The sequence below is a fragment of the Thermococcus marinus genome (assembly GCF_055389025.1).
In genome coordinates this window covers 1,334,161-1,359,532 of the sequence record NZ_AP042417.1, presented here as the reverse complement: position 1 = coordinate 1,359,532, position 25,372 = coordinate 1,334,161, and the positions used below count along the sequence as shown (strand labels likewise).

At 55.4% G+C, this 25,372-nt stretch carries 26 protein-coding genes and 4 pseudogenes; 21 read left to right on the top strand and 9 right to left on the bottom strand.

The window, feature by feature from the left end:
- Positions 1-101: 101 nt before the first annotated feature.
- The gene (locus ACZ5ER_RS07540; protein WP_464934143.1) at positions 102-1,172 is read left to right on the top strand and encodes an AAA family ATPase; all 1,071 of its coding nucleotides are present in this window, start codon (positions 102-104) and stop codon (positions 1,170-1,172) included.
- Here the strand turns inward: ACZ5ER_RS07540 and ACZ5ER_RS07535 are convergent, their stop codons facing one another.
- On the bottom strand, positions 1,173-3,095 hold the full coding sequence (locus tag ACZ5ER_RS07535) for an arginine--tRNA ligase (protein ID WP_464935153.1): 1,923 nt from the start codon (positions 3,093-3,095) through the stop codon (positions 1,173-1,175). It abuts the gene before it with no gap.
- 69 nt (positions 3,096-3,164) lie between these two features.
- On the opposite strand from ACZ5ER_RS07535, the gene ACZ5ER_RS07530 reads away from it, so the two are divergent.
- Positions 3,165-3,443 (top strand): lipoate protein ligase C-terminal domain-containing protein, encoded by a 279-nt coding sequence (locus ACZ5ER_RS07530; protein WP_464935152.1) that lies wholly within the window; start codon positions 3,165-3,167, stop codon positions 3,441-3,443.
- Between the two features lie 5 nt (positions 3,444-3,448).
- Complete coding sequence (locus ACZ5ER_RS07525; protein WP_227738693.1) at positions 3,449-3,994, top strand: stage II sporulation protein M; 546 nt, start codon at positions 3,449-3,451, stop codon at positions 3,992-3,994.
- On the opposite strand, the gene ACZ5ER_RS07520 is transcribed toward ACZ5ER_RS07525, so the two are convergent.
- Positions 3,941-5,041, bottom strand: a complete 1,101-nt coding sequence (locus ACZ5ER_RS07520; RefSeq protein ID WP_050003342.1) for a DUF354 domain-containing protein — start codon at positions 5,039-5,041, stop codon at positions 3,941-3,943. The genes ACZ5ER_RS07525 and ACZ5ER_RS07520 overlap by 54 nt on opposite strands.
- 292 nt (positions 5,042-5,333) lie before the next feature.
- Here ACZ5ER_RS07520 and ACZ5ER_RS07515 point away from each other — a divergent pair, with 292 nt between their 5' ends.
- Positions 5,334-6,605: a UDP-N-acetyl-D-mannosamine dehydrogenase gene (locus ACZ5ER_RS07515; protein ID WP_464935151.1), complete on the top strand. Its 1,272-nt coding sequence runs from the start codon at positions 5,334-5,336 to the stop codon at positions 6,603-6,605.
- Positions 6,602-7,735: a non-hydrolyzing UDP-N-acetylglucosamine 2-epimerase gene (gene wecB / locus ACZ5ER_RS07510; protein ID WP_050003340.1), complete on the top strand. Its 1,134-nt coding sequence runs from the start codon at positions 6,602-6,604 to the stop codon at positions 7,733-7,735. Before ACZ5ER_RS07515 ends, wecB begins: the two co-directional genes overlap by 4 nt.
- Here the strand turns inward: wecB and ACZ5ER_RS07505 are convergent.
- Both ACZ5ER_RS07505 and ACZ5ER_RS07500 read right to left on the bottom strand, forming a co-directional pair.
- Positions 7,721-8,404 (bottom strand): hypothetical protein, encoded by a 684-nt coding sequence (locus tag ACZ5ER_RS07505; protein ID WP_464934142.1) that lies wholly within the window; start codon positions 8,402-8,404, stop codon positions 7,721-7,723. The two genes, wecB and ACZ5ER_RS07505, sit on opposite strands and share 15 nt — an antisense overlap.
- A gap of 36 nt (positions 8,405-8,440) precedes the next feature.
- On the bottom strand, positions 8,441-9,700 hold the full coding sequence (locus ACZ5ER_RS07500) for a radical SAM protein (RefSeq protein ID WP_464934141.1): 1,260 nt from the start codon (positions 9,698-9,700) through the stop codon (positions 8,441-8,443).
- 188 nt (positions 9,701-9,888) lie between these two features.
- Between ACZ5ER_RS07500 and ACZ5ER_RS07495 the strand changes: the two genes are divergently transcribed.
- The 14 genes from ACZ5ER_RS07495 to nuoI all read left to right on the top strand — a co-directional run bounded on the left by ACZ5ER_RS07495 (position 9,889) and on the right by nuoI (position 20,532).
- On the top strand, positions 9,889-10,389 hold the full coding sequence (locus tag ACZ5ER_RS07495; RefSeq protein ID WP_050003337.1) for an ACT domain-containing protein: 501 nt from the start codon (positions 9,889-9,891) through the stop codon (positions 10,387-10,389).
- A gap of 340 nt (positions 10,390-10,729) precedes the next feature.
- A complete protein-coding gene (locus ACZ5ER_RS07490) occupies positions 10,730-11,263 on the top strand; it encodes a Na+/H+ antiporter subunit E (protein WP_050003336.1) in 534 nt (177 codons plus the stop codon).
- On the top strand, positions 11,260-11,514 hold the full coding sequence (locus tag ACZ5ER_RS07485) for a monovalent cation/H+ antiporter complex subunit F (protein ID WP_050003335.1): 255 nt from the start codon (positions 11,260-11,262) through the stop codon (positions 11,512-11,514). The genes ACZ5ER_RS07490 and ACZ5ER_RS07485 overlap by 4 nt, the downstream gene beginning before the upstream one ends.
- Positions 11,511-11,909, top strand: a complete 399-nt coding sequence (mnhG, locus tag ACZ5ER_RS07480; RefSeq protein WP_050003334.1) for a monovalent cation/H(+) antiporter subunit G — start codon at positions 11,511-11,513, stop codon at positions 11,907-11,909. The genes ACZ5ER_RS07485 and mnhG overlap by 4 nt, the downstream gene beginning before the upstream one ends.
- Positions 11,906-12,190: a DUF4040 domain-containing protein gene (locus ACZ5ER_RS07475; RefSeq protein WP_050003333.1), complete on the top strand. Its 285-nt coding sequence runs from the start codon at positions 11,906-11,908 to the stop codon at positions 12,188-12,190. Before mnhG ends, ACZ5ER_RS07475 begins: the two co-directional genes overlap by 4 nt.
- 2 nt (positions 12,191-12,192) lie before the next feature.
- Positions 12,193-12,900, top strand: coding sequence for a Na(+)/H(+) antiporter subunit B (locus ACZ5ER_RS07470; RefSeq protein WP_464934140.1), 708 nt, complete (start codon positions 12,193-12,195; stop codon positions 12,898-12,900).
- Positions 12,897-13,241 carry an NADH-quinone oxidoreductase subunit K gene (locus ACZ5ER_RS07465; RefSeq protein ID WP_050003331.1) on the top strand — a complete coding sequence of 115 codons (345 nt, stop codon included), beginning with the start codon at positions 12,897-12,899 and terminating at the stop codon, positions 13,239-13,241. Before ACZ5ER_RS07470 ends, ACZ5ER_RS07465 begins: the two co-directional genes overlap by 4 nt.
- Positions 13,238-14,725, top strand: a complete 1,488-nt coding sequence (locus ACZ5ER_RS07460; RefSeq protein WP_050003330.1) for a proton-conducting transporter transmembrane domain-containing protein — start codon at positions 13,238-13,240, stop codon at positions 14,723-14,725. The genes ACZ5ER_RS07465 and ACZ5ER_RS07460 overlap by 4 nt, the downstream gene beginning before the upstream one ends.
- Positions 14,722-16,566 carry a proton-conducting transporter transmembrane domain-containing protein gene (locus tag ACZ5ER_RS07455; RefSeq protein WP_464934139.1) on the top strand — a complete coding sequence of 615 codons (1,845 nt, stop codon included), beginning with the start codon at positions 14,722-14,724 and terminating at the stop codon, positions 16,564-16,566. Before ACZ5ER_RS07460 ends, ACZ5ER_RS07455 begins: the two co-directional genes overlap by 4 nt.
- Positions 16,567-17,460 (top strand): respiratory chain complex I subunit 1 family protein, encoded by an 894-nt coding sequence (locus ACZ5ER_RS07450; RefSeq protein WP_050003328.1) that lies wholly within the window; start codon positions 16,567-16,569, stop codon positions 17,458-17,460.
- 10 nt (positions 17,461-17,470) lie between these two features.
- Positions 17,471-18,061: a NuoB/complex I 20 kDa subunit family protein gene (locus ACZ5ER_RS07445; protein ID WP_050003327.1), complete on the top strand. Its 591-nt coding sequence runs from the start codon at positions 17,471-17,473 to the stop codon at positions 18,059-18,061.
- Entirely contained in the window at positions 18,052-18,636 is a 585-nt protein-coding gene (locus ACZ5ER_RS07440) for an NADH-quinone oxidoreductase subunit C (RefSeq protein WP_464934138.1), read from the top strand. The genes ACZ5ER_RS07445 and ACZ5ER_RS07440 overlap by 10 nt, the downstream gene beginning before the upstream one ends.
- Before the next feature lie 10 nt (positions 18,637-18,646).
- Positions 18,647-19,831, top strand: coding sequence for an NADH-quinone oxidoreductase subunit D (locus ACZ5ER_RS07435; protein WP_050003325.1), 1,185 nt, complete (start codon positions 18,647-18,649; stop codon positions 19,829-19,831).
- Positions 19,832-19,836: 5 nt separating this feature from the next.
- On the top strand, positions 19,837-20,532 hold the full coding sequence (gene nuoI, locus ACZ5ER_RS07430; RefSeq protein ID WP_050003324.1) for an NADH-quinone oxidoreductase subunit NuoI: 696 nt from the start codon (positions 19,837-19,839) through the stop codon (positions 20,530-20,532).
- A 93-nt stretch (positions 20,533-20,625) separates the two neighbouring features.
- Here nuoI and ACZ5ER_RS07425 read toward each other — a convergent pair whose 3' ends face one another.
- Entirely contained in the window at positions 20,626-21,927 is a 1,302-nt protein-coding gene (locus ACZ5ER_RS07425) for a uracil-xanthine permease family protein (RefSeq protein WP_464934137.1), read from the bottom strand.
- 33 nt (positions 21,928-21,960) lie between these two features.
- Here ACZ5ER_RS07425 and ACZ5ER_RS07420 point away from each other — a divergent pair.
- Positions 21,961-22,182: pseudogene (locus ACZ5ER_RS07420) on the top strand (Lrp/AsnC family transcriptional regulator); the annotation flags it as partial.
- Between the two features lie 31 nt (positions 22,183-22,213).
- Here ACZ5ER_RS07420 and ACZ5ER_RS07415 read toward each other — a convergent pair.
- Positions 22,214-23,204, bottom strand: a pseudogene (locus tag ACZ5ER_RS07415) (RNA-guided endonuclease InsQ/TnpB family protein).
- Positions 23,205-23,318: 114 nt separating this feature from the next.
- On the opposite strand from ACZ5ER_RS07415, the pseudogene ACZ5ER_RS07410 reads away from it, so the two are divergent.
- A pseudogene (locus ACZ5ER_RS07410) lies at positions 23,319-23,444 on the top strand (Lrp/AsnC family transcriptional regulator); the annotation flags it as partial.
- On the opposite strand, the gene ACZ5ER_RS07405 reads toward ACZ5ER_RS07410, so the two are convergent.
- From ACZ5ER_RS07405 to ACZ5ER_RS07395, 3 genes and pseudogenes are all read right to left on the bottom strand, one after another.
- Positions 23,397-23,624, bottom strand: coding sequence for a hypothetical protein (locus ACZ5ER_RS07405; RefSeq protein ID WP_050003322.1), 228 nt, complete (start codon positions 23,622-23,624; stop codon positions 23,397-23,399). The pseudogene ACZ5ER_RS07410 and the gene ACZ5ER_RS07405 sit on opposite strands and share 48 nt — an antisense overlap.
- Entirely contained in the window at positions 23,624-24,388 is a 765-nt protein-coding gene (locus tag ACZ5ER_RS07400) for an ABC transporter ATP-binding protein (RefSeq protein WP_464934136.1), read from the bottom strand. The genes ACZ5ER_RS07405 and ACZ5ER_RS07400 overlap by 1 nt, the downstream gene beginning before the upstream one ends.
- Positions 24,389-24,400: 12 nt before the next feature.
- A pseudogene (locus tag ACZ5ER_RS07395) lies at positions 24,401-25,356 on the bottom strand (FecCD family ABC transporter permease).
- Positions 25,357-25,372 lie beyond the last annotated feature (16 nt).

Genomic DNA, 25,372 nt, shown 5'->3' with positions numbered 1-25,372 from the left:
AACCACCGAGAGTTCTTGGAGAAGGAGGTATTTTAAGACTCCGAATGACTTGGGAAACCTTTAAGTATCGGTACCGATACTAAGTATCGGGGGCGATACCTATGCTGTTTGACCCACGGCCGAAGAGCAGGAGGGAGGAGATTTTCGACAGGGAGAAAGAGCTAAACTCTCTGCTTAAAGGAATGGAAGAGTACCCGATAACGGTTCTCATCGGAATCCGGAGGGTGGGGAAGAGTTCCCTCCTGAGGGTAACCCTGAATGAATTTGACGGTCTTGGCCTTTACCTCGATGCGAGGAGGCTTTACGCAGCAGGGGGCGGCACGATAAGTCCCGCCGTTCTGGTGGACGAGATTAGAAAGATACTCCTTGGAAAGGGCAGGTTCGGCTTTCTGAGTGGAATAAAGCTGGAGAGCGTTAATCTGGCGGGAGTAAAAATCACACCAAAGGAGATGACCATAATAGACGTCTTCGAACTCCTGAACGGCCTCGGGGAGAGGTTTGGGAGGATCGTCTTGGCTTTCGACGAGGCCCAGTACCTCCGCTTCTACGGGCCGAGGGGTGGAAAAGACCTTTTGGCTGGAATAGCCTACGCCTATGACTCTCTCCCGAACCTCGGCTTCGTGTTCACGGGTTCAGAGGTCGGCCTCCTCCATGATTTCATCGGTATCGACGACTACTCGAGTCCACTATTCGGCAGGGTCTACGAGGAAGTTGAAGTTAAGCCGTTCCCGAGAGGGCTCTCGGAGGCTTTCCTGCGGGTGGGGTTTGAGGAGGTAGGCTTGAAAGTTCCGGACGAGGAGATAAAGAGAGCTGTCGATGGGCTCAACGGCATTCCGGGCTGGCTTGTGGAGTTCGGTTTCAACTACTGGAAGAGCGGAAGCTTTGAGAGAGCTATGGAGAGAACCGTCGAGAGGGCCCGGGCGATGATACGGGAAGAGCTTCTTGAGCTTGAAAAGCGCTCTCCAAGGTATTCCCTAATCCTCAGGGCGATAGCAATCGGCCTCCACCGGTGGAAGAACATCAAGGACTACGTGGAGGCTAAAGGCGGGCCCATAACGAACGCGAGACTGTCCGCGCTCCTGAAGAACCTTGAGAAGATGAGCTGGGTGAGGAAAGAAAGCGGGGAGTACCGGATAATAGATCCCCTCGTGGAAAAAATATTGAAGGGCTAATCACATCTTCTCCGGCGCCTCTATTCCGAGTAGCTCCAGCCCGTTCCTGAGAACCTGCTTCACAGCTAAAACGAGGAGCAGGCGCTCTTCCCTGATTCCGTCCTCGGCCTTGAGCACCGGATGGTCCATGTAGAACTTGTTGAAGAGCGAAGCCAGCTCATTGAGGTAGGCAGGAACCAGGTGGGGCTTGATGTCCCTGCCCGCGCTCTCTATCACTTCAGGGAACTTGGCAAGGAGCTTGATGAGCTCCTTTTCGCGGAGGGTGAGCTTCGAGAAGTCGGCCTTCTCAAGGAGTGCCCTCCAGTCAGTCTCAACGCCGCTCTCCCCTGCCTTCCTCAGGATTGATGCACAGCGCGCGTGTGCGTACTGGATGTAGGGTGCGCTCTCGCCCTCGAAGTTGAGGACGTCGTCCCAGCGGAAGGTTATGACCTTGTCTGGGCTGTACTTGACGAGGTTAAAGCGAACCGCGCCAACTCCGACCGCTTCAGCTATCTCGTCCTTCTCCTCCTCGCTCAGGTTCGGGTTCTTCTGCTCGACCAGCTCCCTCGCCCTCTGGACGGCCTCGTTGAGAACTTCGTCAACGGTAAAACCGACCCAAGTTCCCTTCCTGCCTGAGAACTTGCCTTCAGGCCTCACAACGTGCTCGTAAGCCAGGTGGTGGAAGTTCTCAGCTGAGTCCTCAAAGCCGAGGAGCTGGAGGGCGTATTTAATCGCCATCTGGGGGTGCCTCTGCTCCGCTCCGATGACGTTTATCACTATGTCCCCTCTGCCGAACCTGCCGGGCATCTCCTCGCCATCAGGGGCAGTTGTCCAGGTCTCGTGGTTCTCAATCCTGTCCCAGACCTTGTAGAGCATGTCAGCCTTGACCTTGCCAAACTTCCAGAGGTGATACGCTATGTCCTTGCCTGTGTAAGTTGCCGTTCCGTCGCTCCTTTTGAGAACCAAAAACGGGTTCTTCATGTCAGGGAAGAGCTTCCTTAAATCCATTACAAAGGCCCCTTTGTACTTGCCCTCTGTGGCCCAGAAGAAGTTCTCGTTGGCCTCGATGAGCATGTAGGCCTCCTCGAAGATTCCGCTCCTCACTATGTCGCTCTCCCAGCTGAGCAGGTCGTAGGCGATACCCATGCGGTAGGTTGTGAGCATCTGGGCTTTAACAACGCGCTCCGCCAGCTTCCTGCCAATCTCGGCTATCTCGTTGTCCCCCTCTTCGAGCTTCTTCATGAGCTCGCGAACCTCTTTATCCACCTCTGGGTTTTCCTCGATGCGCTTGTTAACCTCGACGTAGAGCAGGCCCATTACGTGGTCTATGAAGTCCTCCTTCAGGCCTTTCTCCCTCAGCTCGGCCTCAATCCTCTCGAACTCCTCTTTCATGTTGAGGTAGCCCCAGAGAACCTGCGCGAACTGTACTCCAAGGTCGTCTATGTAGTTCTGCACCTCGACGGTGTAGCCGAGCCTGCGCATAATCCTCGCCATCGTGTCGCCCAAAACCGCGTTCCTGGCGTGCCCCATGTGGAGGGGCTTCGTTGGGTTCACGGAGGTATGCTCGACGATGACCTTCTTACCCTCACCAACGTTGCTTTCACCGTAGCTGGCGCCTTTTTCAAGGATTTCCTTCACAAGGGCCCTCCCGAAGTAGGCGTAGTCCACGTAGAAGTTTATGTAGCCGTTCACGGCCTTAACATCAGTTATCCCTTCTGGCTTTTCAATCCGCTCAGCGAGCTCTTCGGCTATGAGCTTCGGTGCCTTCCTGAAGACCCTCGCGAGCTGGAAAGCTACCGCAGTTCCAAAATCACCGAGCTCAAGGCTCGGTGTGTCGTCAAAGGTTATCTCTCCGTCCCACTCCTTCCCAGCCTCGGTGAGCATTTCATCGAGCGCCTTCCTGAGTGCGAGCCTTGCCCTCTCCCCTATCTCCTTATAGACCATCTTCACCACCGCTCCCACTTTAACCCAACCTTTAAAAAGTTCTCCCGCGAGCTTACAACGGGGATGGGTATGAAGCACCACGTCGGTGAGCACAAGGCCAAGAAGGGCCTCATAAGGATTGAGTTCGACGAGAAGGACGGCATAGCCGAGCACGTTAAGATTACGGGAGACTTCTTCATGCACCCTGAGGAGGCAGTCCACGACCTCGAGAAGAAGCTCGAAGGGCATAAAATCGAGGAGCTTGAAAGTCTGATTGATGAGTTCTTCGCCATGAGGCTCGACGTTGAGATGCCCTACGTTAACGTTGAGGACTTCAAGATTGCCCTCAAGAAGGCCCTCGAAGGGTGAGGTGTGTGGAACTCCGGAAGACGTTCTCGATGCTCCTTGGGACGTTCCTGATGGGAATAGTCCTTGGTGTAGCGTATGCTTACGTTCAACCGGAGAAGGCAGGAGAATACGTACTTAAGCTAGCGGAAGAGCTCGGGGGACTTTCGCCCAATCCCTTCGATAACTTCGTCAAAATTTTTACCCACAACGCCGGCGTCGCCCTGCTCGTCCTTGCCTCCGGGCTGTTCTTTGGAATTGGCCCCTGGTTAATGATGCTGTTCAATGGGGCCGTCGTTGGAATCGTGGTGGGGTTCTTTGCGAAGATTGGGGCGCCCTTAAGTCAGATTATCCTGGGCATAGTCCCCCACGGCGTCGTGGAAATCCCGGCATTCGTCCTTGCGGGAACCGCCGGTATTGTCTGGTACAGGAACATCCGTGAAGCTGAAAAACCTGCAAGCGGCTTCAAAGAGGGGATAAAAAAGGCGCTGAAGCTCTATGCAGTGGCCGTTGGAATGCTCCTAATTGCGGCCTTCATCGAGGCGTACGTAACTCCCAAGGTTGCCGGCCTCTGATACCTCGAAGGTTCCGTTCTCCTCGTACGTTTCTATTTCCCTCAATATCGCCTCCATCGGGTTTTCAAGTCCGCTGACGACGTTCCGTATGTAGCTCCTGTAGCTTCCGTTGGCCTCTATCATGCGCTCGGCGACCTCAGCGACTTCGAGCGGGTCGGTGGAGTGGAACTTGACGCCGAGCTCGATTAGCCACCTGGTCACCGACAGGAGCCTTCCCGGATAGGTGGAGATTGTAGGTGTCCCGAGCGCTATTGCCTCCCTGTTCATTGTTCCCCCTGCACCTATCATGAGTCTTGCATAGTGGAGGAGGCTGAGGCTGTCCACGGGCTTTTCAGGCATTATCACGTTGTCAAAGTGCTCGAAGCGTTTTCTCTGCTCCTCAGTCCGTGGGAAAAGGACTATAGGCATATCGGGCAGGAACGGAATGACGTCTTCGAGCACGCTTCTCTCCGGCCCGTTGAAGTAGTTGGCCTTAACCGGCTCGGTGCGCATCACGATGTAGCCGTTCTTCTTGAGGCCGAGCTCGTGGAATACCCTCCTGTCCGGCTTAAATCCGTAGAGGTGGGCCAGCTCTGAGAAGCCGTTTACTGGCTTCATGCCGTTGGGGTCGGCACCGCACTTGAGAAGCTCGTAGGCGTCTATAGCCTTCGGAAAGAGCAAGAGCCTGGTAAACGGCAGGATGAGCTTGTTCTGGGCAATGGCGGTTTCATTGTCCACGAAACCTATGCTGGGAATTCCAAGGCCAAATGCCACCCTGGGGGCCTCAACTGAGTGTTTGTAGACGGCGAGGTCAGGTTTTTCCTCGATTATCAGCCGGCTGAGCTTGTATACTCGTTCAGCGCTCGCGAGGAGCTTGCCTTCAAGGGTAGAACCGCCGTGCTTTCCGACAACGTAGTAATCAAAGCCAAACATGTCGAGAATTCCGGTGAGGCCGTCAAATTCCCTCGTTGTGATTAAAACCTCGTGGCCGGTTTTCTCAAGCTCCTTGATCAGGCCCTTGAAAAAGTGAACGTGAGGCGCGTTCGTGATATCTACCCATACCTTCATTCTACCACCCACCAACAAATGGACGGTTCTGTCCAATATAAGGCTTTCCGAAAAACGGTTTTGGAAGCGTTTTTTAGGACACTCCAGAAGAGTCCAATCAACAAAAAACGCTTTCTAACGCTTTCCTTCAATGGCACCGGTTGCAACAGGTTATATCTCCCGGCTCGAATTGGAGTGAGAGGGAACACGAAAAAATTTCCCGGTGTGCGTGTCAGAACGGTTTCAAAGCTTTCAAAATCGTTACCTCAAAAAGGCTTTTATTCGGCTGTTTCAACCCGCTTCGGTGGAAGCGATGGACGGAGTGAATGAGATAGCGGTAATAGGCCTTGGATACATCGGCCTTCCAACGGCGATAATGTTCGCGAACGCTGGCTTCAAAGTCACCGGTTATGAAATAAGGGAAGAGGTCGTTAAGAAAATAAACTCCGGCGAGGCCCACATCGTTGAGCCAGAGATAGACGAACTCCTCCAAAAGGCCGTTGAAAGCGGCAACCTCAGGGCCACCACCAACCCCGATGACATCAAGGGAAAGGACGCCTACATAATCTGCGTCCAGACCCCGCTGAAGGAGGACAAGACCCCCGACCTGAGCTACCTGGAGAGCGCCGTTAGGATCGTCGCGAAGGCCATGAAGCCCGGCTCCCTTGTGGTCATAGAGAGCACGGTCCCGCCGCTCACGACGGTTAGAATGGCAGAGCTCATAGAGGAACTCACCGGACTCAAGGCAGGGAAGGACTTCTACATGGTCCACGCCCCGGAGAGGGTTATGCCGGGGAGGATTTTCAAGGAGCTCGTTTACAACTCCCGCATTTTTGGAGGTATAACCCCTGAGAGCGCTGAAATGGCTGAGAGACTATATCGCTCCTTTGTCAAGGGGCAGACGTTCAAGACGAGCTCAACCGTCAGCGAGGTCGTCAAGCTTATGGAAAATACCTTCCGCGATGTGAACATCGCCCTTGCCAACGAGTTCGCCTTCCTCGCCCACCAGTACGGTATAAACGTCTTTGAGGCGATAGAGCTGGCCAACACCCACCCGAGGGTTAAAATCCACACCCCTGGAATAGGGGTTGGGGGCCACTGCCTTCCAAAGGACCCCCACCTGCTTCTCTGGCCAGCCAAAGAGGACTTCGGGCTCATAAAGCTCGCGAGGGAGATAAACGACTCCATGCCCCTCTTCACAAAGGATTTGCTCTTCTCGGCGCTTAAGGAGCTGAACGTCCCGCCGGAAGATGCCGTCATAGCGGTTTTGGGGCTGGCCTACAAGGGAGACAGCGACGACACTAGGAATTCCCCGGCGCTGGCATTCGTCGGGGAGATTGAGGAAGACGTAAAGGAGGTCAGGACGTATGACCCCTTCGTTCCGGGAACGAGCGGGAGCGTTGAGGAAGCAGTTGAAAACGCCGACGCCGTCGTTATAGCAACAGATCACTCAGAGTTCAAAAACATTGACTGGGAGCACCTTGGAAGGCTCATGAGGACGAGGATTCTCATCGACGGCAGGCACGTAGTCGAGAACCCGCCGAGGGGCTTCCTCTTCAAGGGCGTTGGGAGGGGAGAGTATTGAAGCCGGCCTTTGTATTTGGAACCCGGCCAGAGATAATAAAGCTCGCACCGGTTGTTAGGGCGTTCATTGAGAGGGGCGTTGAGCCCCTTTTAATTCACACCGGACAGCACTACGACTACGAGATGAGCAGGGTCTTCCTCGAGGAGCTTGAGCTCCCACCAATAGACCACCACCTCGAAGTCGGCTCCGGAACTCAGGCCGAGCAGACTGGGAAAGCGATGATAAAAATCGAGAGAGTTCTGATGGAAGAAAAGCCCGACGTGACGCTCGTTCAGGGTGACACCAATACGGTTCTGGCAGGTGCCTTGGCCAGCGTCAAGCTCAAAATCCCCGTGGCCCACGTTGAAGCTGGCCTGAGGAGCTTTGACAGGACGATGCCGGAGGAGATAAACAGGATTCTGGCCGACCACGCGAGCGAGGTGCTCTTCCCTCCAACAGAGGAGACCAGGAAAAACCTTGAGCGCGAGGGTATAACCGAGAACGTCTACGTGGTCGGCAACACCATCGTTGATGCCGTTCTCCAGAACGCTGAGGTTGCCGAGAAGAAGAGCAGCATACTTGAGAGGCTCGGACTGGAGCCGAAGGGATACGTGCTCATAACGGCCCACAGGGCAGAGAACACCGACAGCAGGGAGAACCTGACAAGGCTCGTTGAGATGCTTGAGGCCCTCCAGATGAGGGCCGTCTACCCGATGCACCCGCGGACGAGGAAGAGGCTTGAGGAGTTCGGCCTCTGGGAGAGGGTAAGCTCGATAGAGAACCTGACGGTAACCAAACCCCTTGGCTACCTTGACTTCCTCAAGCTGGAGAAGAACGCCTTCGCGATAATGACAGACTCAGGCGGAATCCAGGAGGAGGCGATAATCCTCGGCGTTCCCTGCCTGACCCTCCGCTACAACACGGAGAGACCTGAGACTGTCGAGGCGGGCGGGAACGTCCTTGTGGGTCTCGAAAAGGAGCGCGCCCTGGGATACCTCCAGAGGCTCTTGGAGGACAGAGAGTTCTACAGAAAGATGGCCGAAGCGCCGAACCCATTTGGCGACGGAAAAGCAGGGGAGAGGATAGCCGAGATACTGCTGGAGCTCTACAAAAAGGGAGAGCTGAAAGTCAGGAGCTCAAGGTTCATCTGAATCAATCCTCAGAAACTGGTCAAGCTGGGACGCTATCTCGCTGGCAACCATCTCGTAGGGGTCGCCCTCTGCGAGTTTCCCCACCTTTCCTTTTAGATGCCACCAGTAGGCAACGTCACAGGTCTGGTTTGCTATTCTGAGTTCTAAGAGTCTTTCTATGCATGCCTCGCGGAGCGTTTCCGCGGATTTATCAATCTCAGCTTCTGAAAACGCCAGCCCGCGGTTTATCGTCTCAACCGCGGATTCAACGTCGCCCGCGTAGGAATAGTAGAGGATCCCAGATATCGAAATTTCATTGTATATGAGCCCATCATTTTCCTCAACAACGGGCCCGTAAAAGAGGACGAACCTCCCCTTTAAGTCATAGTTCTGGACATCATCAACAATTACGGGCGTGAGGCTGTGCTTCCCAATTACTTCCACGAGGGCTTTTTCGATGTAGTCCCTGTACGGGTCCGGTGCCCACACGGCTACGTAAACGACGTTAGGGTTTTCTGGGGCGAACGTCCAGTTGTAGTCTTTGTATGTTATTAGTGTTCCACCACTCTGAGATGCACCTGAAAGGGCAGATAACACGTATGAATCCCGGGCAAGGGCAACTCCAACAATAGAGAGGACAATTAGCGCTACGATGCCCAACACTAGAAAGATACGTTTCACTAGCCCCATCCAAGAATGGTTCAAAAAATTACTTTAAAAAGTTTTTCAGACCTCAGTTCCAATGTAAATCCCGTGTCTCGTCCTGACGATTCTTACCCTTATCTTGTCCCCAACTTGGGCATTGGTGCCGACGACTTCGATGAGCCTGTTCCTTGCCTTTGCGAGCATCTCCCCCTCAATCCTGCCAGGGAGGACGACTTCCGCCTTAACTACCTCTCCAGGCCTAAAGGATAGAGGTATAAACTCGCGCCTCTCCATTCCGAAGTGGCTCGGCTTCAGGACGAGGGGCTTCATGCCGGTCTTCTCCTCAAGCTTTCTCAGCCAGGAGTAGAACTCCTTGAACGGAACGGGCTTCGCTATGACCGGGTTCCTCCCGAACTTGTATGGGACGTAGTTCTGGAAACCAAGAGCAGGCCAGCGCTTCCCTGCGCCGATTTTTCTCGCGAACTCTATGAATGCCTCGGCCTCGTCGTCGTTCACGCCAAATATTATCACCGGTGCAATAAGGACGTCAATGCCGGCGTTTACTAGAGCCTCGGCCATATCGAGGACGTGCTCAAGGTCGTAATCCTTTCTGCCCATGAGCATCTTCGCTTTCTCTGAATCGAGGGAGTGAATGGATAGGTTAACCCTGTCGAGGCCAGCTTCCGCCAGCTCCTCGACGAGTTTGTCGTTGAGAAGCGTCCCGTTGCTCTGCATCGATATGACCGAGACGTTAGGGTGCTCCCTGAGTGCCTGCACGAGCTCAACGCGGAAGGGATATATGAGCGGCTCACCCTGGCCGTCGAGGTGGGCTTCGAGGCCCTTGCCCTTTATCCGGGCGACTTCATCAAACCACTTCATGAGATAGTCAATATCAACCACGTAGTCGAGCTTTCTCGTCCTAGAGTAGGGGCCCTCATCAACGGAGCAGAAGATACAGCTCAGATTGCACCCGCTGACACCGCGAACCTGAATTAGATTGGTGCCCCTGTCAATCAGGCCGAAGGCGTTGTAGCCGAGGAGCGGGACGTCGAGGCCCTCATGGACGTAGAGAACCTTTCTCTTTGTGTAGCGGTTTCTCAGCAGGCCACCGAGGTTGTTCTGGATGTAGACCGCTATGAAGTTCTCAACCTTTTCGTAGTCAGTGTCAATGAGAAGCGCCCCTTCACGGGCAGTAATCTGGGGAGAGACACGGTATTTCTTCCGTATGACCCTCTCCAGCTCCTTCTTTGGAAAGTCAGCGTAAAGGGTCTCCCTCCAGATTAGCCTAATACTATCACCTGTGTCCTCGAAGACGACGTGGGGAAGGCGAACCTCAATCATGTTTCGGGAGTTTGGGCTCGCTCTTAAAAATCCGACGATGGATAAAACCTCCAGCCTGGGGCGTTCTGACGGCACGTCTCGTCCAAAAATTTTTTAAGGTAAGCACTGTCGCAATCATGCGGGCATGGAAACATTTTAATATCGTTGAATTAAATAGTCTATTAGTGAACTTAACTGGGGGGTAGCATATGTGGGGAAAGATTGAGCATTACTTTGACGAATACCCTGTGAGGAAGCAGATAGCCAAGACTCTCCTTAAGTACGGCCTAAAGGTCTCCGATGACATGAAGATCAAAGCAGGAGACATTGAAGTGCCGTACACCAAGATAGCAAAGGCCCTCGACGTTGACAGACGCGTTGTCAAAGAAACAGTCGCCATGATACTTAAGGTTCCGGAGCTCAGGGATATCTTCACCAACCTTGAGCCGACCGTCCACATGAAGTACGTCGGAAGGCACGTCGGCTACGGCGTCATCGAGATCGAGCCAGAGCCGAGGGCCGTCGGCATACTGGCAAGGGTCGCCCAGAAGATAGCGGACAAGGGAATAAACATCGTCCAGGTCGTTGCAGAAGATCCGGAGCTCTACCCGGAGGCAACACTCACGATAATCACCGAGAAGCCGATTCCGGGAGACCTCATCAACGAGCTGTCCAAGCTCGAGGGCGTCAAGAGGATATCAATCTACTGACTGCCCCACAGTTTTATTTTATACTCTTGTAGGGTTTGATGAGGTTAAAACCTGCAGTTCTCGTTGCCTTGGGGGCTAAATTCTCGATGTGTGTAAAAATCTTCAATGCGCTTTGTCGAGCACTCTCACCTCGCTGTGTGGTCTTGGCAAACTGATATATTGGCCCATATAATTCAGTGGGGCCCAAAGAACCCCTCTTGGCATTAAAGGACAAATATGGTGCCCTAATTTTAACCAAAAGTTCTAAACTGTCCTTCTTTATAAGTAAGGTTTATAAGTTATGGTTGGTAACCATTGATAGTTAATTCAAATGAGTCCATCAACCTCCGGAGGGTTGAGTATGGAAGAAGCAAGTCGAGCCAGCAAATTTGCGTACACGTTTATCGTACTGTTTATTCTGTGGCTTGTCGTTACTGCAAGCCTCGACAGCCAGGAACTGGTAGCTGGAGCGGTTATATCTCTGATAGTTGCGGCACTGACGCACGATGTATTCACCAAGGCAGGACTGGCAAACCTTCACCCCAAGAGAATTGCCTACGCAATAGCCTACATTCCCTACTTCCTGTGGGCCATGATAATGGCCAACCTTGACGTCGCTTACAGGGTTCTTCACCCGGCGAGGCCCATAAGGCCTGGAATCGTGAAGTGCAGGACCGTTCTCACCAGCGACACAGGAAAACTCGCGCTCGCGAACTCGATAACCCTCACCCCTGGAACGATAACCCTCGACGTTGACGAAGAGGACTACTTCATCCACTGGATATGGGTTCAGGACGATGTTCTCGGTGCCAAGGACGATTCCGAGCACGTTGAGAAGGCTTCAGAGGCCATAACCAGGCCCTTTGAAAAATTCCTGAAGGTGATCTTCGGATGATAGGGATAAACGTTTATCTCGCCCTGATAGCGATAGCAACGCTTCTCAGCATGTACCGCGTCTTCAGGGGACCAACGACGGTCGACAGGCTCGTTGCCGTTGACATCATGACGACCATTACAGCGGGCCTCATGGTGCTCTTCGCGCTCTACTACGAGAGGATGATATTCCTCGACGTGGCCCTGGTCTACGCTATGCTTGCCTTCGGTGGGGTCATAGCCTTCGCTCGCTACATGGAGGGAGGCCTATGAACGCCCTTGCAGCAATAGGAGAAGCTCTCGTGTTAATAGGAACGTTCTTCTACTTCCTCTCGGCCCTTGGCCTCATTAGGATGCCAGACGTTTACAACAGGATGCAGACCTCGACCAAGAGCGCTACCCTTGGAAGCCTCGGCGTCATGGTCGGCGTCGGCATCTGGGCGCTCGGCACCGATTTTGGAAGCGCCGCGTGGCTCGTCAAGACCATAGCTATAGCAACTTTTCTGCTGCTCACCAACCCGATAAGCGCCCACGCCCTCATCAGGGCCGCTTACAAGAGCGGAATCCCCCTCTGGGAGGGCAGCGTCGTTGACAAGTACCGCGAGCACCTGGAGGCCAAGGAGAAGGTAGCCGAGGAGGCACCCGCAGAGGAGGGTGGTGAAGAATGAACTGCATAACCTGCATTGAATACATAATCGTTGGCCTTATGATCCTCTCCGCAATACTCGCCGTCGAGTGGCGCGACCTGCTCGCAGCGGCGGTTGGGAGTGCTGCAGTCAGCCTGTTCGCGTCGTTACTGTTCTTCATGCTGCAGGCGCCGGACGTGGCAATGACCGAGGCGGCGATAGGCGCGGCGCTCAGCGGTGCGATATTCATCTTCGCAATCAAGAGAACCCAGCGCTTTGAGACCGAGGAAGAGGAGAAGCCTGGCTGGTGGGTGAGGTGGTGAAAATGCTCAAGCGCGCTCTCGCGATAATCTCCCTGCTCATAATCGGTTACTGGCTCGCCCAGGGCCTTGCAGGAGTCCCCTTCGGCGAGGACAAGATGCTCGTCGGCCAGTACTACCTCGACCACGTTAAGGAACAGACCGGCGCGGTCAACGCCGTCACCGCAATAGTCGTTAACTACCGTGGATTCGATACCCTCGGTGAGGTCACGGTTCTCTTCATAGCCTCAACCGGCGTTGGTGCCCTTCTCTGGAGGAAGAAGAGGGAGAGGACCGCCAAGACCGAGGGCTCGATAGTCCTTACCACCGGAACCAGGCTTCTCGTGCCGTTCGTGATGCTCTTCGGTGTGTACATCTTCATCTACGGACACCTCACCCCTGGTGGAGGATTCCCGGGCGGAGCCACCATAGCAACGGCGTTCCTCCTGCTCTACATGGCCTTCATCACCTACGAGATACCGCACAAGGCCTTCGAGAAGACAGAGGGCATCGTTGGAATGGCCTACGTCCTTGTCGGCCTCATCGGCCTTGCCATCGGCGGCTACTTCCTCTACGACTGGATATGGCAGGACTGGAAACTCGGCGTTGACAACATCGGCAGGCTCCTCAGCGGCGGGTTCATCCCGATAATCTACACCATCATCGGCCTCAAGGTCGGCACCGAGCTGAGCGGAATCATAGACAACATGCTCAAGGAGGAGGTGAGCGAATGATTTCAGTCTACTACTTCGGTGCCATCACCCTCATACTGATAGGCCTCTACGCGGTTCTCGTTAAGAAGAACCTCCTTAAGATACTCATCGGCCTCAGCATAATGGAGACCGGCGTTAACCTTCTCCTGGTCAGCGTCGGCTACGTCGCCGGAAAGAGCGCACCCATACTCAGCGAGGGAATCGGGCCCGCCCAGGCCGTTGACCCGATCCCGCAGGCCCTCGTTCTCACTGCGATAGTCATAGGCGTTGCCACGACCGCTATGGCCCTTAGCGTCGCCATAATACTCCACGAAAAGTATGGAACCCTCAACGTTGAGGAGATAAGGAGGTTGAGAGGATGAACGGGCAGTACGCTTCACTCCTCATAGCGTTACCACTCATAAGCGCCTTCTTCGTGCCCTTGATAAAGGGGCTTGGAAAGAAGGCCGTTAAGTACTACCTCGTAGCAATCACCGCGCTCCAGACCGGAATCGCGGCGTGGGTCTTCCAGCAGGTTTACACTTCCGGAGAGCCGATAATAGTCATGGCAGGCGGCTGGAAGCCGCCCGTCGGAATCAACCTCTACATCGGCCACTTCGCGGCGCTCTTCGTGCTCATCGTTGCCGCTGTAAGCTTCATGATGGCGGTCTTCAGCATCAGGGCCGTTGAAGTCGAACCTATAGACAAGTACGCCATGCTGTTCCTCCTGCTGATGCTCGGAGCAACCGGTATGATAGCGACGGGAGACCTGTTCAACCTCTTCGTCTTCATGGAGATAACCTCTATAACTGCCTACGCCCTCACAGCCTACAACAAGACGGGTGAAGCTGCGGAGGCCTCAATGAAGTACATCATCCTGGGAGGAATCGGCTCAAGCTTCTTCCTCATTGGCGTTGCCCTCATCTACGGTGCCACAGGAACGCTCAACATGGCCCACCTGGCCCAGCTTGCGGGTGCAATTGACCCAACGGTTGCCCAGGTCGGGCTGGCGCTTATAGTCTTCGGCCTGGCCGTCGAGGCGGAGCTGTTCCCGCTCAACGCCTGGGCACCCGACGCCTACCAGGCCGCGCCGCACCCGATAACTGCCATGTTCTCAGCCTTCGTCGTCAAGGCCGGCCTCTACGCGATGGCCAGGCTGCTCTACATCATGCAGGCCGCCGAGAGCTGGAGTTCAGTCCTCAAGATGCTCGTAATAATGGCCACCCTCACCGTCTTCGTCGCCGAGTTCGCGGCACTCAGGCAGAGGAACGTCAAGAGAATGATAGCCTACTCCAGTATCGCCCAGATAGGACTCATAGCCCTCGCCTTTGCCCTCGGAACCCAGGCGGGTGTTGATGCCGGAGTCTTCCACATGGTCAACCACGCCATCGTCAAGGCCCTCCTGTTCCTAGCCATAGGACACGTCGCGGTAACCCTTGGCGGCACATCACTGGAGCACTTTGAGGGCCTTGGAAAGAGAATGCCCCTGACGGCGTTCGCCATAACCGTTGGAGCTGTGGCCGCCGTCGGAATACCGCTCTTCAACGTCTTCTGGAGCAAGCTCAGGATTCTCCTTGCCACCCTCGGCGCAGGCTATACATGGGCCGCCGCCCTCGTGCTCATAGCAAGCGTTGTCGAGGCCGTCTATTACTTCAGGCTGATACACACGATGTGGTTCGCCGGGGAGGGCGGAAGAATTGGCGAGGGAGTTGCCGTCAGCGTTATACTCCTCGTCCTCGTGGCCCTCGTGATAGTCATCGGAGTTTACCCGGACTACGCCTGGAGCATAGCCCAGAAGGCTGGAAGCGACATCTTCAACGTGGCCCAGTACGTTAAGAACGTTCCACTGATGGGGGTGGGAGCATGATTAACGAGCTGCTTATAATCCTCTTTGCACCTCTGGTCGCAGGCGTCATCGCTTGGGCGCTTGACATAAGGGGAATTAGGGAAGCGATAGGGATAATCGGTGCGGCCGTCCCGCTGGCAATGCTGGCCAAGCTGTACTCCCAGGTGCTTGACGGGGCCATCAACCACTCAATCACTATCAGCGGGTTTACCCTCCAGTTCCAGCTCAACTCGATGAGCTGGTACTTCGCGGCCGTCGCTTCCCTCGTCGGCCTCGCGATGGCCTTTGGAATGGCGGTCACCTCCAGGGAGAGCTATGAGTGGCTCTTCGCCCTCATGAGCTTCACCGGAGTGCTCGGCGTCTTCCTGAGCCAGGACTTCGTGGGCTTCTTCCTGTTCTGGGAGCTCATGACCTTCGCAAGCTTCATGATGGTGCTTAAGAGAAACAGGCACGAGTCCCTCAAGTACTTCGTGCTGAGCGTCATCGGCGCCTACGCGATGCTCATAGCCATTGGAATGCTCTACGCAAAGACCGGTGCCCTTGACTTTGCATCAATCAGACAGGCACTCTACCTGGACGCGGCCATGGGCACGATAACGACCAGGGAGACTGCAATAATATTCGCGCTCTTCCTGACCGCATTCGGCGTTAAGGCGGGTGCCTTCCCGCTCCACGTCTGGGCTCCGGGAGCTTACAGCGAGACCGACCAGAGCTATACAGCATTCTTCAGCGGTGCCCTCAGCAAGGCTGGAGCCTATGGTTTCCTCCTGCTCTACGTCCTCATGGGCTACAAGCTCTACGCCGCATTCGGAACCTTCCACGACCACCTGGTCTTCGCTTACATAATCGCCTGGATAGGTGCGCTGACCGTCATTATAGCCAGCTTCCTCGCGGTTCTTCAGGAGGACATCAGGAAGCTCTTCGCCTACTCCTCCGTCGGCCAGGTTGGCTACATACTGCTGGCGTTTGGCCTCGGGACTTCCCTCGGATTCGCGGGAGGCCTGTTCCACGTGCTTAGCCACGCGGTCTTTAAGGGCCTCTTCTGGCTCGTCACGGCGGCGATAATACTCCAGACCGGCAAGACCCAGTTCAAGGACATGGGTGGCCTCGCCGAGAAGATGCCGTTCACCTTCGCGATGGGACTCATAGCCGTCCTCAGCCTTGCCGGAATCCCGCCGATGGCAGGCTTCGCGAGCAAGTGGCTCATTTACGAGGCGGCGATACAGGCGCACATGCCGCTCGTCGCCGGTGCGATATTCCTTGGAAGCGCTCTGGCCTTCGCATACGTGGTGAGGTTCCTCTACGCAGTCTGGTTCGGCCAGAGGCCGAGCGACCTTGAGGACGTCAAGGAGGCCCCGCTCCCGCTCCTCATAGGAATGGCGATACTCGCGATACCCAACATCGTCTTTGGAATTGCCCCCGGCATAGTTACCGACTACCTCAACAAGATGCTCGGCGGCGAAGTAGTGGGCGGCGACTACTACAAGCTAGTTACCCCGACCGGAACCTACAATGCCCTGCTCGTGACGGTAGTGCTTGTTCTCGGCCTCGCGATAGCCGGGCTCATCTACATCTACGGTGCCAGAACCCGGAGGATACCGGTTACCAACACTTACCAGTCAGGTAACCCCGTCACCGAGGAGTTCAACCTGAGCATCAGGAGAAACTTCTACAGGCCGCTGGCGGAAGCCCTTGGGTTCTGGCTCAGGTACAGCTTCGACAGGTTCTATGAACGCGTTGCCAGAATGGCGGAGGACTTCGCGGACTCCCTCAGGCAGGCGTTCTACAACGGAAACGTACAGAGCTACTCATGGTATCTGGCTATAGTGCTGCTCATACTTGCACTGTGGGGGGTGTTGTGAATGACTGACTGGAAGCTGGTACTCGAAGTCATTGGAATGATTATCTATGCAACGTTCATGGGATTCATATTCATGGGTATAGAGAGAAAAGCAATGGCAAGGATTCAGCGCCGTGTTGGGCCGCCGATCTACCAGCCCATAATAGACACGCTTAAGCTCCTCGGCAAGAAGGAGAGCGTCAGCCACGGCTTCATCTACGACTTTGGGCCGGTATTCGCCCTTGGAGCCAGCATAGCCGCGCTCCTCTTTATACCCATTGCCAACTTCCAGCTCTTCAGCTCAAACGCCGACCTCATCGTGGTTGCATACCTCTTGGAAATCCCCATGCTCGGCATAATGCTCGGTGCCATGAGCTCGGGCAACCCCTACTCAGCCCTCGGTGTCCAACGTGGTCTGCTCACCATGGTCGCCATGCAGCTCCCCTACGGACTGGCTCTGATAGCCCTCGTCCAGCACTGGGGCACCTTCAAGCTGGGCGAGATAGTGGCCCTCCAGCAGACCCAGGGATGGAGCATCCTCGTTCCAGCACTCTTCCTTGCGATGATAGTCTTCGACATAGTCTTCCAGGCAATGCTCGGCCTTGAGCCCTTCGACATAGTCTCGGCCCCGGCTGAAATCTCCATGGGTCCGATGGTCGAGTACGGGGGTAAGCACGCGGCACTGCTCTTCACCCAGCACGCGGTTCAGCTCTTCGCCGAGACTGCGTTCTTTGCGGTGCTCTTCCTTGGGGGGGCCAGCAACCTGCTCGAACTGCTGGTCAAGCAGATAGCGGTGCTCTTCATAGCGATATTCGTTGCCAGTATCTACCCGCGCTTTACCATCGACCAGGCGGCCAAGTTCTTCTGGAAGTGGCCGACCATACTGGGAATAATAGCCGTGCTCCTGACGATGTGAGGTGATGTGGATGAGTGAGATGAAAAATGACGATTTCGTAAACTACGAACTCCGGGAGTTCAAGCTCTTCGAGCCACTGTTCAGGTGGGCCAGAAAGAAGAGCCTCTGGATAGTAGCCTTCTGTACAGGGTGCGGCGGTATCGAGATGCCACCCCTGGCCACCGCCAGATACGACTTTGAGCGCTTCGGAATAATGCCCAACCCGGCCCCTAGGATGGGTGACCTGTTCCTTATTACGGGCTACGTAACGCCAAAGACCCTCAAGAGGATAATCATAACCTACGAGATGATGCAGGACCCCAAGTACGTCCTTGCCCACGGCTCCTGCCCCATTAACGGTGGAGTTTACTGGGACTCCTACAACGTTGTCAAGCAGCTCGACAAGTATATCCCGGTTGACGTGGCCATAGCCGGTTGCATGCCAAGGGCTGAGGCAGTCATGGAAGGAATCATGGAGATAATGAGGAAGATAGAGGACGGAACCGCGGACGGCTGGAAGAGGTATAAGGAGAACTATGAGTGGTACAAGAAGAACCAGGACGAGCTGTTTGGTGAAGGCTGGCGTGAGAAGGACGCCAGGAGGTGGCTGGCATGGATATGAACGAGAAGCCCAAGGTCGAGGAAAAAGTCCAGGAGGTTCCCGAGGTGGAGGCCCAACAGCTCCCCGAGACCAAGGAAGGAAAGCTTGTGGCAGAGATACTTAGAAAGGCCCCCTACGCCGAGGGAAGCGTGAGGAGAGCGAGGCGCGTCGAGTTCAAAGTCCCCGCCGACAGGATAAAGGAGTTCCTCGAACTCACGAGCGAGAAGTTTGAGATGCTCATGCAGATAAGCGTCGTTGACTGGATTAAAGAGGGTGAGTTTGAGCTCGTCTACCAGCTCTGGAGCGTCAGTGAGAGCGTCCATGCCTTTGTGAAGACAAGGATCCCGAGGGAGAACGCAAAGCTACCGACGGTCATGGACATCTGGCCAGTTGCGGAGACATACGAGAGAGAAGCCCATGAGTTCTTTGGAATAATATTCGAGGGCAACCCGAGGCTCGGTCCATTCATCCTGGAGCCGAGGGAGTACGAGAAGCACCCGCTCAGGAAGGACTTCAACACACTCGCCTACGCCAAGACCATCTACGGTGAGGACTTCGATAGATACGATGAGAGCAAAACCAATTACGTAATATGAGGTGATGATCATGGCGAATTTGGAAGTCCCGAAGGAGCTTAAAACCGAGGCAAAGGCCCACGACATGTACCTCCACCCAATAGACAAGGACACCTATGAGCTGTTCTTTGGTCCACAGCACATGGCTACCGAGAACTTCAGCATAATCCTCAAGATGGACGGCAACAGGATAGAAAAGGCAATCGTTAACCCCGGATTCCTCCACCGCGGTTTCGAGAAGCTGGCCGAGCAGAGGCCCTATTTCAGCAACATAGCCCTCATCCTCCGTATCTGTGTTCCGGAGAGCGACGTGCCGGAGAACGTGTACTCAATGGCCGTTGACGAGATAGTCGGCTGGGAGGTTCCGGAGAGGGCCCAGTGGATAAGGACTGTAGTCCTCGAAATGGCAAGGCTCAGCGCGTGGATGTTCTGGATTATGGGCTTTGGAAACGAGATAGGTCTCTACACCGCGGGTCAGTGGGCAGCAGCTTACCGTGAGAGGTTCATGCGCCTCTTCGAGGAGCTCACCGGTGGAAGGGTTTACCACATCTACACCGTTCCCGGAGGAGTCAGGAGAGACATACCGGGCGACAAGTGGCTCCGCCAGCTCCGCGACACCGTCGAGTACCTCAAGGGCAAGATGAAGGACTTCGACGAGATACTCTTCGACAACTACATAATGTTCGAGAGGACTGAGGGAGTAGGCGTCATGGACAAGAAGTTCGCCCTCAAGCATGCCGTCACCGGTCCGAACCTCAGGGCCGTTGGCGTTCCCTACGACGTCAGGAAGGACGACCCGTATTACCTCTACCCGGAGCTTGAGTTTGAGGTGCCCGTCCTGAAGGAGGGCGACAGCCTGGCGAGAGTCCTCGTTAGGAGGTACGAGATGGAGCAGGACCTCTACATACTAGAGCAACTCCTTGACATGGGGCCGCCGAGCGGGCCCTACATGGTGCAGGACGCAAGGCTCAAGGCCCTGCCAAGGTTCAAGCCGCCGGCCGGAGACGCCTACGCCCACGTCGAGAGCACCAAGGGAGACTTCGGTGCATACGTCGTCAGCGACGGAACCCACAAGCCCTACAGAGCTCACTTCCGCGGGCCGAGCCAGAGCCACGGTGTTACGGTTCTTGAAGAGCTCCTGAAGGGAGCCCGCCTTGCAGACGTTCCGGTCATCCTGAAGACCCTTGACAACTGCCCGCCGGACATAGACAGGTGATGAAGATGGAGAACGTTGAGAAGCCAAAGGTTAGGGTCGTCGGCGAGGAGAAGGTCAAGCTCAAGAAGTCATTCGTCAAGCCATGGCTGGGCATCAAGTACCTCTTCAAGAAGCCGGTCACGATAAAGATACCCTTCGAGAAGATAGAGCCCGCTCCAAAGTACAGGGGGTTCCACACCCTCGACTGGAAGAAGTGTGTCGGCTGTAACTTCTGCGGTCAGATATGCCCGGCCAGAGCCATAGAGATGACCTGGCTCGAAGTGGACGGCAAGATGGAGAAGAGGCCCCACCCGAAGGTTGACTACGGTCGCTGTACCTTCTGCCAGTTCTGCGTTGATGTCTGTCCGACCGGGGCCCTTGGCTTCAGCGAGAACTACTACCTTGCCGCGGGAGGCTCAGAGGAAGACCTTGAGCTCTTCAACTGGGTGCCGATCCACCCCGACAAGGTCAGGGAGATAAACGAGAAGTTCGGCGACTACCGCTTCCCGGTCGTCAAGATTGAGAAGAAGGCCGACGGAACCTACGTCTACCACCTCCGCGACGGGGACAAGATAGAGTTTAAGATACTCGGCTACGGCATCAGGCCGCCCAAGCCACCTGCGAAGCCCGCAACAAAGCCCGCCACAGCTCAAGAGAAGAAAGAGGCCCCCAAGCCGGCCGAGAAGAAGGAAGCCAAGCCCGAGGAAAAGAAGACTGTGTGAACCTTTTATTCCTTTTCTACATTTCCCACAATGGTCTTCTGAGGACCTAAGGGTGTTCTTCAACCGTTTTCCAAAAAGAAAAGATTAGAGACATCAGAGGAGTCTATCGAGAATTATCGCCGTTAGCGCTCCAACCGCCATTCCTGACTCAAGGATGCTGGCCACAAGCTTGGGGAATTGCTCCAAAAACTCCGGTGGGAGCTGGGGTGCGCCGAGACCCGCTATGAGGGCGGCGGCGAGTATCAGCGTGTTCCTGTCGTTGAACTCAACCTTCTCCTTTATCAGCCTCAGACCGGTGACGCTTATCATACCGTACAGGGCCAGAGTAAGGCCACCGAGGACAGGTGCAGGCATCGAAGCCAAGATGCCCGTGAACTTTGGCAGGAGGGAAAGGAATATCAGGATAACGGCCCCAACCTGGACGACGTGCCTGCTGCCCACCTTGGTGAGTGCCACGACGCCTATGTTCTCGGAGTAGCTCGTCGTTCCGCATGCACCAAGGAGGCCGGCTATCGAGCAGGCCAGGCCCTCACTGCCGATGCCCCTCGCTATCCTCTCCTCGGTTATCTCCGATCCGGTCACGGCCGCTATCGCGTGGTAGTCCCCGACGCTCTCGATTATGCTCACCATGAAGGCGAACAGGAGGAGGACTATCGCCGTTGTGTCAAAGACCGGCTGGCCCCACGGGAGCGGTTTGGGAACGCTCACCGCCGGCAGGCTCTCAACAAGCCCGAAGTCCACGAGGCCGAGTGGAACGCTCACGAGGTATCCGACTACTGCTCCAATGACAACGGGCACTGCCTTCAGGCTTCCCCTGCCCTTCAGGGCAACGAAGACAGTCGTGAGGAAAGTTATGAGCGCCACCAAGGTAGACCGGACAATCGTCTCCCCGGCGGGGTCTGCGTAGAAGTTGAAGAAGTTCTTGACGGCAACGTCTGCGAGGCTGAACCCGATGAGGGTTATTGTGACCCCAGTGACCAGCGGAGTGAAGAGCTTTCTGACCTTTCCGATAATCCCCAGCCAGCCTATCGCCGCCTCGATGAGCCCTCCGACTATGAGTGCCCCCTGAACCGCGGCCATTCCAAGGCTCGAGCCGATTGCTATCAGCCCCGGAATGAAAGCAAAGCTTGAGCCCTGCACTATTGGATAGCGGGAGCCTATCGTCGTCTGGAGCAGTGTGGCAATGCCCATCGCGAGAAGGACTGCCTGTATCATCATGGCAATCTCCGAGCCGCTGAGGTTCACTGCACCACCGACGACCAGGGGCACGGTGACGGTCGCTCCAAACATCGCGAGAACGTGCTGAAGGCCAAAAACCAAAGCCTTGGAAGGTTCGACTTTATCTTCAATTCCGACCTTGAGGACGGGTTCTTTCATCGCCTCGTAGGTTTCCATTAAAGCCCGCTCCAGCTGTGTGAAAGTTTGTTTAAAAAGTTTTCGGGAGTGGGAGAAATAGACAGAAAAATGTTAATCACTAACCCTGAACCATTTCTACGGTACTTCAAGGCAGGTTACTCAATAGTTCCCTTCATAGCCGTCGATGTTGGGCCGAGCAGGGTGAAGAAGGCGGCCGAGGAACTGAGCAAGCTCCCTGAAGTGGACGTTCTTGGCATAGCCACCGGGGCGCACGACATACTCATGCAGCTGACCTCCTTCCCGCCGTGAAGGGCGAGGGTTTGGCTTAACCCCTTGCCAACGGCAGGGAGGTTTGAGGGGTTCTCAAAAACGAACCCCAAAAGAGGGTTCGGAGAACCCCTCTGGCCGGGTCTCCGGCCAGTTACCCCTCCTCTGAGCATAAAGCCTGCCCAGATTCGGGGTTATGGTCCTCACAACCTTCCTCAAAATGTTAAACGCTCCAACCAAATCCGCGTTAAAGACAAGCCCCGTCGCGGGACACTTAAACAAACCACGAACAACCCTTGTCCCCTCATGAGGCTTCCCGCAAACGGGACAAACCTTAGAAGTGAAAGCCTCATCAACAACCAAAACCTCAATACCATGCTCTTCCGCAACCTCAGTTAAACGTTTAATGACATAATTAAATCGCCAGACGTGAGAGAGAATAAAGTTTTGCTTCTTGCCCTTACAGAATTCCGAGCTATGCTCTTAGGATAACCAACGACGATTCTATTAACTCCCAACTCGTAGAGCTTCCTAACCGTTCCTCTTACGGCAGTGTTGATGTAGTGTTTAGCCTGAAGCTTAGCCTTTTCGTGCATTCTCCTGAGTTTCCTACTCGTCTTAGCTCCTGACTTGTTAAGTTTTGACTGGTAGTCAGCAATTTTTCTCCTCCAGTAGAAGTCAATGCTTTTAAGCGGTCTTCCATTGACCAGGAAACTCTCGCCATTCTCCACGTAAACGGCCATGAGATTGTTCACTCCCAGGTCAATGCCCGCCGAGAGGCTTCCCTTTGGTGTTCTTGGGAGTTTAACCCATTCTTCAGCGTTTTTGCGAGAAATTTGTTGGACGGTTGCTGAACCGATTTCCCGTTTAAACTCCCCATAAACGGTTTTCTCGGTTCTGTTAAAGTCCACGATTTGGTCTTTGAAGTATTGTTGTCGCCTCAAGTAGTTTACTCGGTTCCAGGCTTTGGCTCCTGAATCGGCTAACTGGTGGAGGATTTTCGCTTGTTCTTTTGAGGGGTGGAGTTTTATTGTTACTGAGCGCTTCATTTCAAAGTATGGTAGGATTTTTAGGCTTTAAAAAAGTGTTGCCTTCCTGATTGAAAGGCGTTGAGTAGTTTACTGCATCCCAGCCGTGAACGACAAGACTTAAGAAAGAAAAATGTAAGGGACCTCCAGGAGCTGGAGAACTTCCTCATAGAAAAACTTGGAAGAATAGAGAGGCTGAGGAGCACCGAAACCTCAATCCTCACGAGTGTGCGGAAGTGGGGCTACGCGAGGGTGTTCTAGGTTGCAGAGCCCTTTGAGTGGGCAACTCTGGCAGGGCGCTTTTTCAAACTTTTCCACGTAGCCAAGGGAGGAGAGAACCGCTATGGCCCCATCGACCTCGTCCCTTGTGGCGCCCAGCCTCTCCGCCACCTCTCCAGGGCTCAGCCCCTTCCTGAGGAGGTCGAGGACTTCAGCAATCATCAGACCACCTCCAGCACCGGGACGGCAAGCCTCACGCCAGCGTCGATGACGCTGAACCTGGTCTCATAGACCATCTCAAGGGTCTCCTCCCTCAGCACCTCCTCCGGCTCCCCCGTGTGGACTATTCTGCCGTTTTTCATCACCGCAATCCTGTCGGCGAAGAGCGCCGCCATGTTTGGGTCGTGCATGACTATTACGGCACCAACGCCCTCCCTGGAGAGGGCCTTCACGGTGCTCAGAACCCTCACGCTGTTCCTCAGGTCCAGGTGGCTGGTAGGCTCGTCGAGGAGCAGGAACTTTGGTGAGGTCATTAGTGCCCGGGCAATCAGGAGCATCTGGATTTGCCCCCCGCTCAGGCTGGTGTAGGGCCTGTCGCTGAATTTGGATAGGCCAAAGAGTCCCAGGAGCTCCATGGCACGCCTCCGGTGTTTTCTGGCCGGTGAGCCAAAGGTACCAAGCTCCGACACCGCCCCGAGGAGCACGAAGTCGATGGCTTTGAAAGGAAACGCCGGCACGTGGTTCTGGGGGACATAACCGAGGAGCCTCGCCCGCCCCTCCGGAGAAAGGCTGTGGACGTCCTTTCCATCCACAGTTACCCGCCCGTTAAGGGGCCTCAGCTTTCCGAACATCAGCTTCAGGAGGGTGCTCTTACCGGCACCGTTCGGCCCGATGAGCGCCAGCACCTCACCCTTCTCCACGGAGATGGTCACCTCTTCTACTCCGAACCCGCCGTAGGTGAAGCTCAGGTTCTCAACGGAAAGCACAGCACCACCTCCCTAACTCCACCCTCCGCCCGTTTTCTTGAGCAGGTACGCGAAGAACGGAACCCCGAACAGCGTCATCACAACGCCGACGGGGAGGTCGAAGGGCAGAATCCTGACAAAAACGTCCGCGGCCACGGTTGTGGTAACACCTATTGAAGCGACTGCCGGGACGAGCCTCCCGTGCTCCGGCCCGACGAGCATCCTCGCGACGTGGGGGACTATCAGACTGACCCAGCAGATTATACCTACAAAAGCAACCACGCAGGCCACCATAGCAGAGGCGAGGAAAACGAAGATGGCCCTCCACCTCTGGAGTTGACCCCGAGGAACTCCGCCTCCTCACCGAGGCTCATGACGTCGAGCCTGAAGGACAGGAGGTACAGAACCAGGGAGGCCGCTGCGACCGCGGGCAAAGAGTAGGCGACCATCCACCACTCCGACCCGGAGAAGCTCCCCATCATCCACACAACTATGCCCGAGAGCCCTTCGTCAGGGAGCAGGACGAGGAGTACTGACAGCGCCGCGGAAAAGAGGGACGAGACGATGACTCCCCCGAGTATCAGGGAGACCGGCGACGCTTTTCCACAGGCCCTGGCGAGGGAATAGGCAAGGAAAACGGCCAGGAGGCCAAAGGCGAGGGCAAGAGGGGTTATCCCTATGTGTGGCAGGAAAGCGAAGCCAATGGCAGCACCGAAGGCCGCACCGGAGCTGACGCCCAGGAGCGAGCCCTCAACGAGCGGGTTCTTGAATATCGCCTGGAACGTCATCCCCGCAAGGCTCAGGCCGACTCCCGCCGAGACTGCCATCAGGGTTCTCGGAAGCCGGACGTTAAGGATTATGGCCCTGCCGAGGGGGTCGAGGTGGAAGGGGCTGGTTTTGTATGTCCCCGCGAATGCCCCCGCGAGGAGCGAGATGGCTGGCAGGGCGAGCAGGAGCCCTGCGAGGGGAATGCCTCCAGTCCGGTTCATGTTCGTGAGGCTCTGC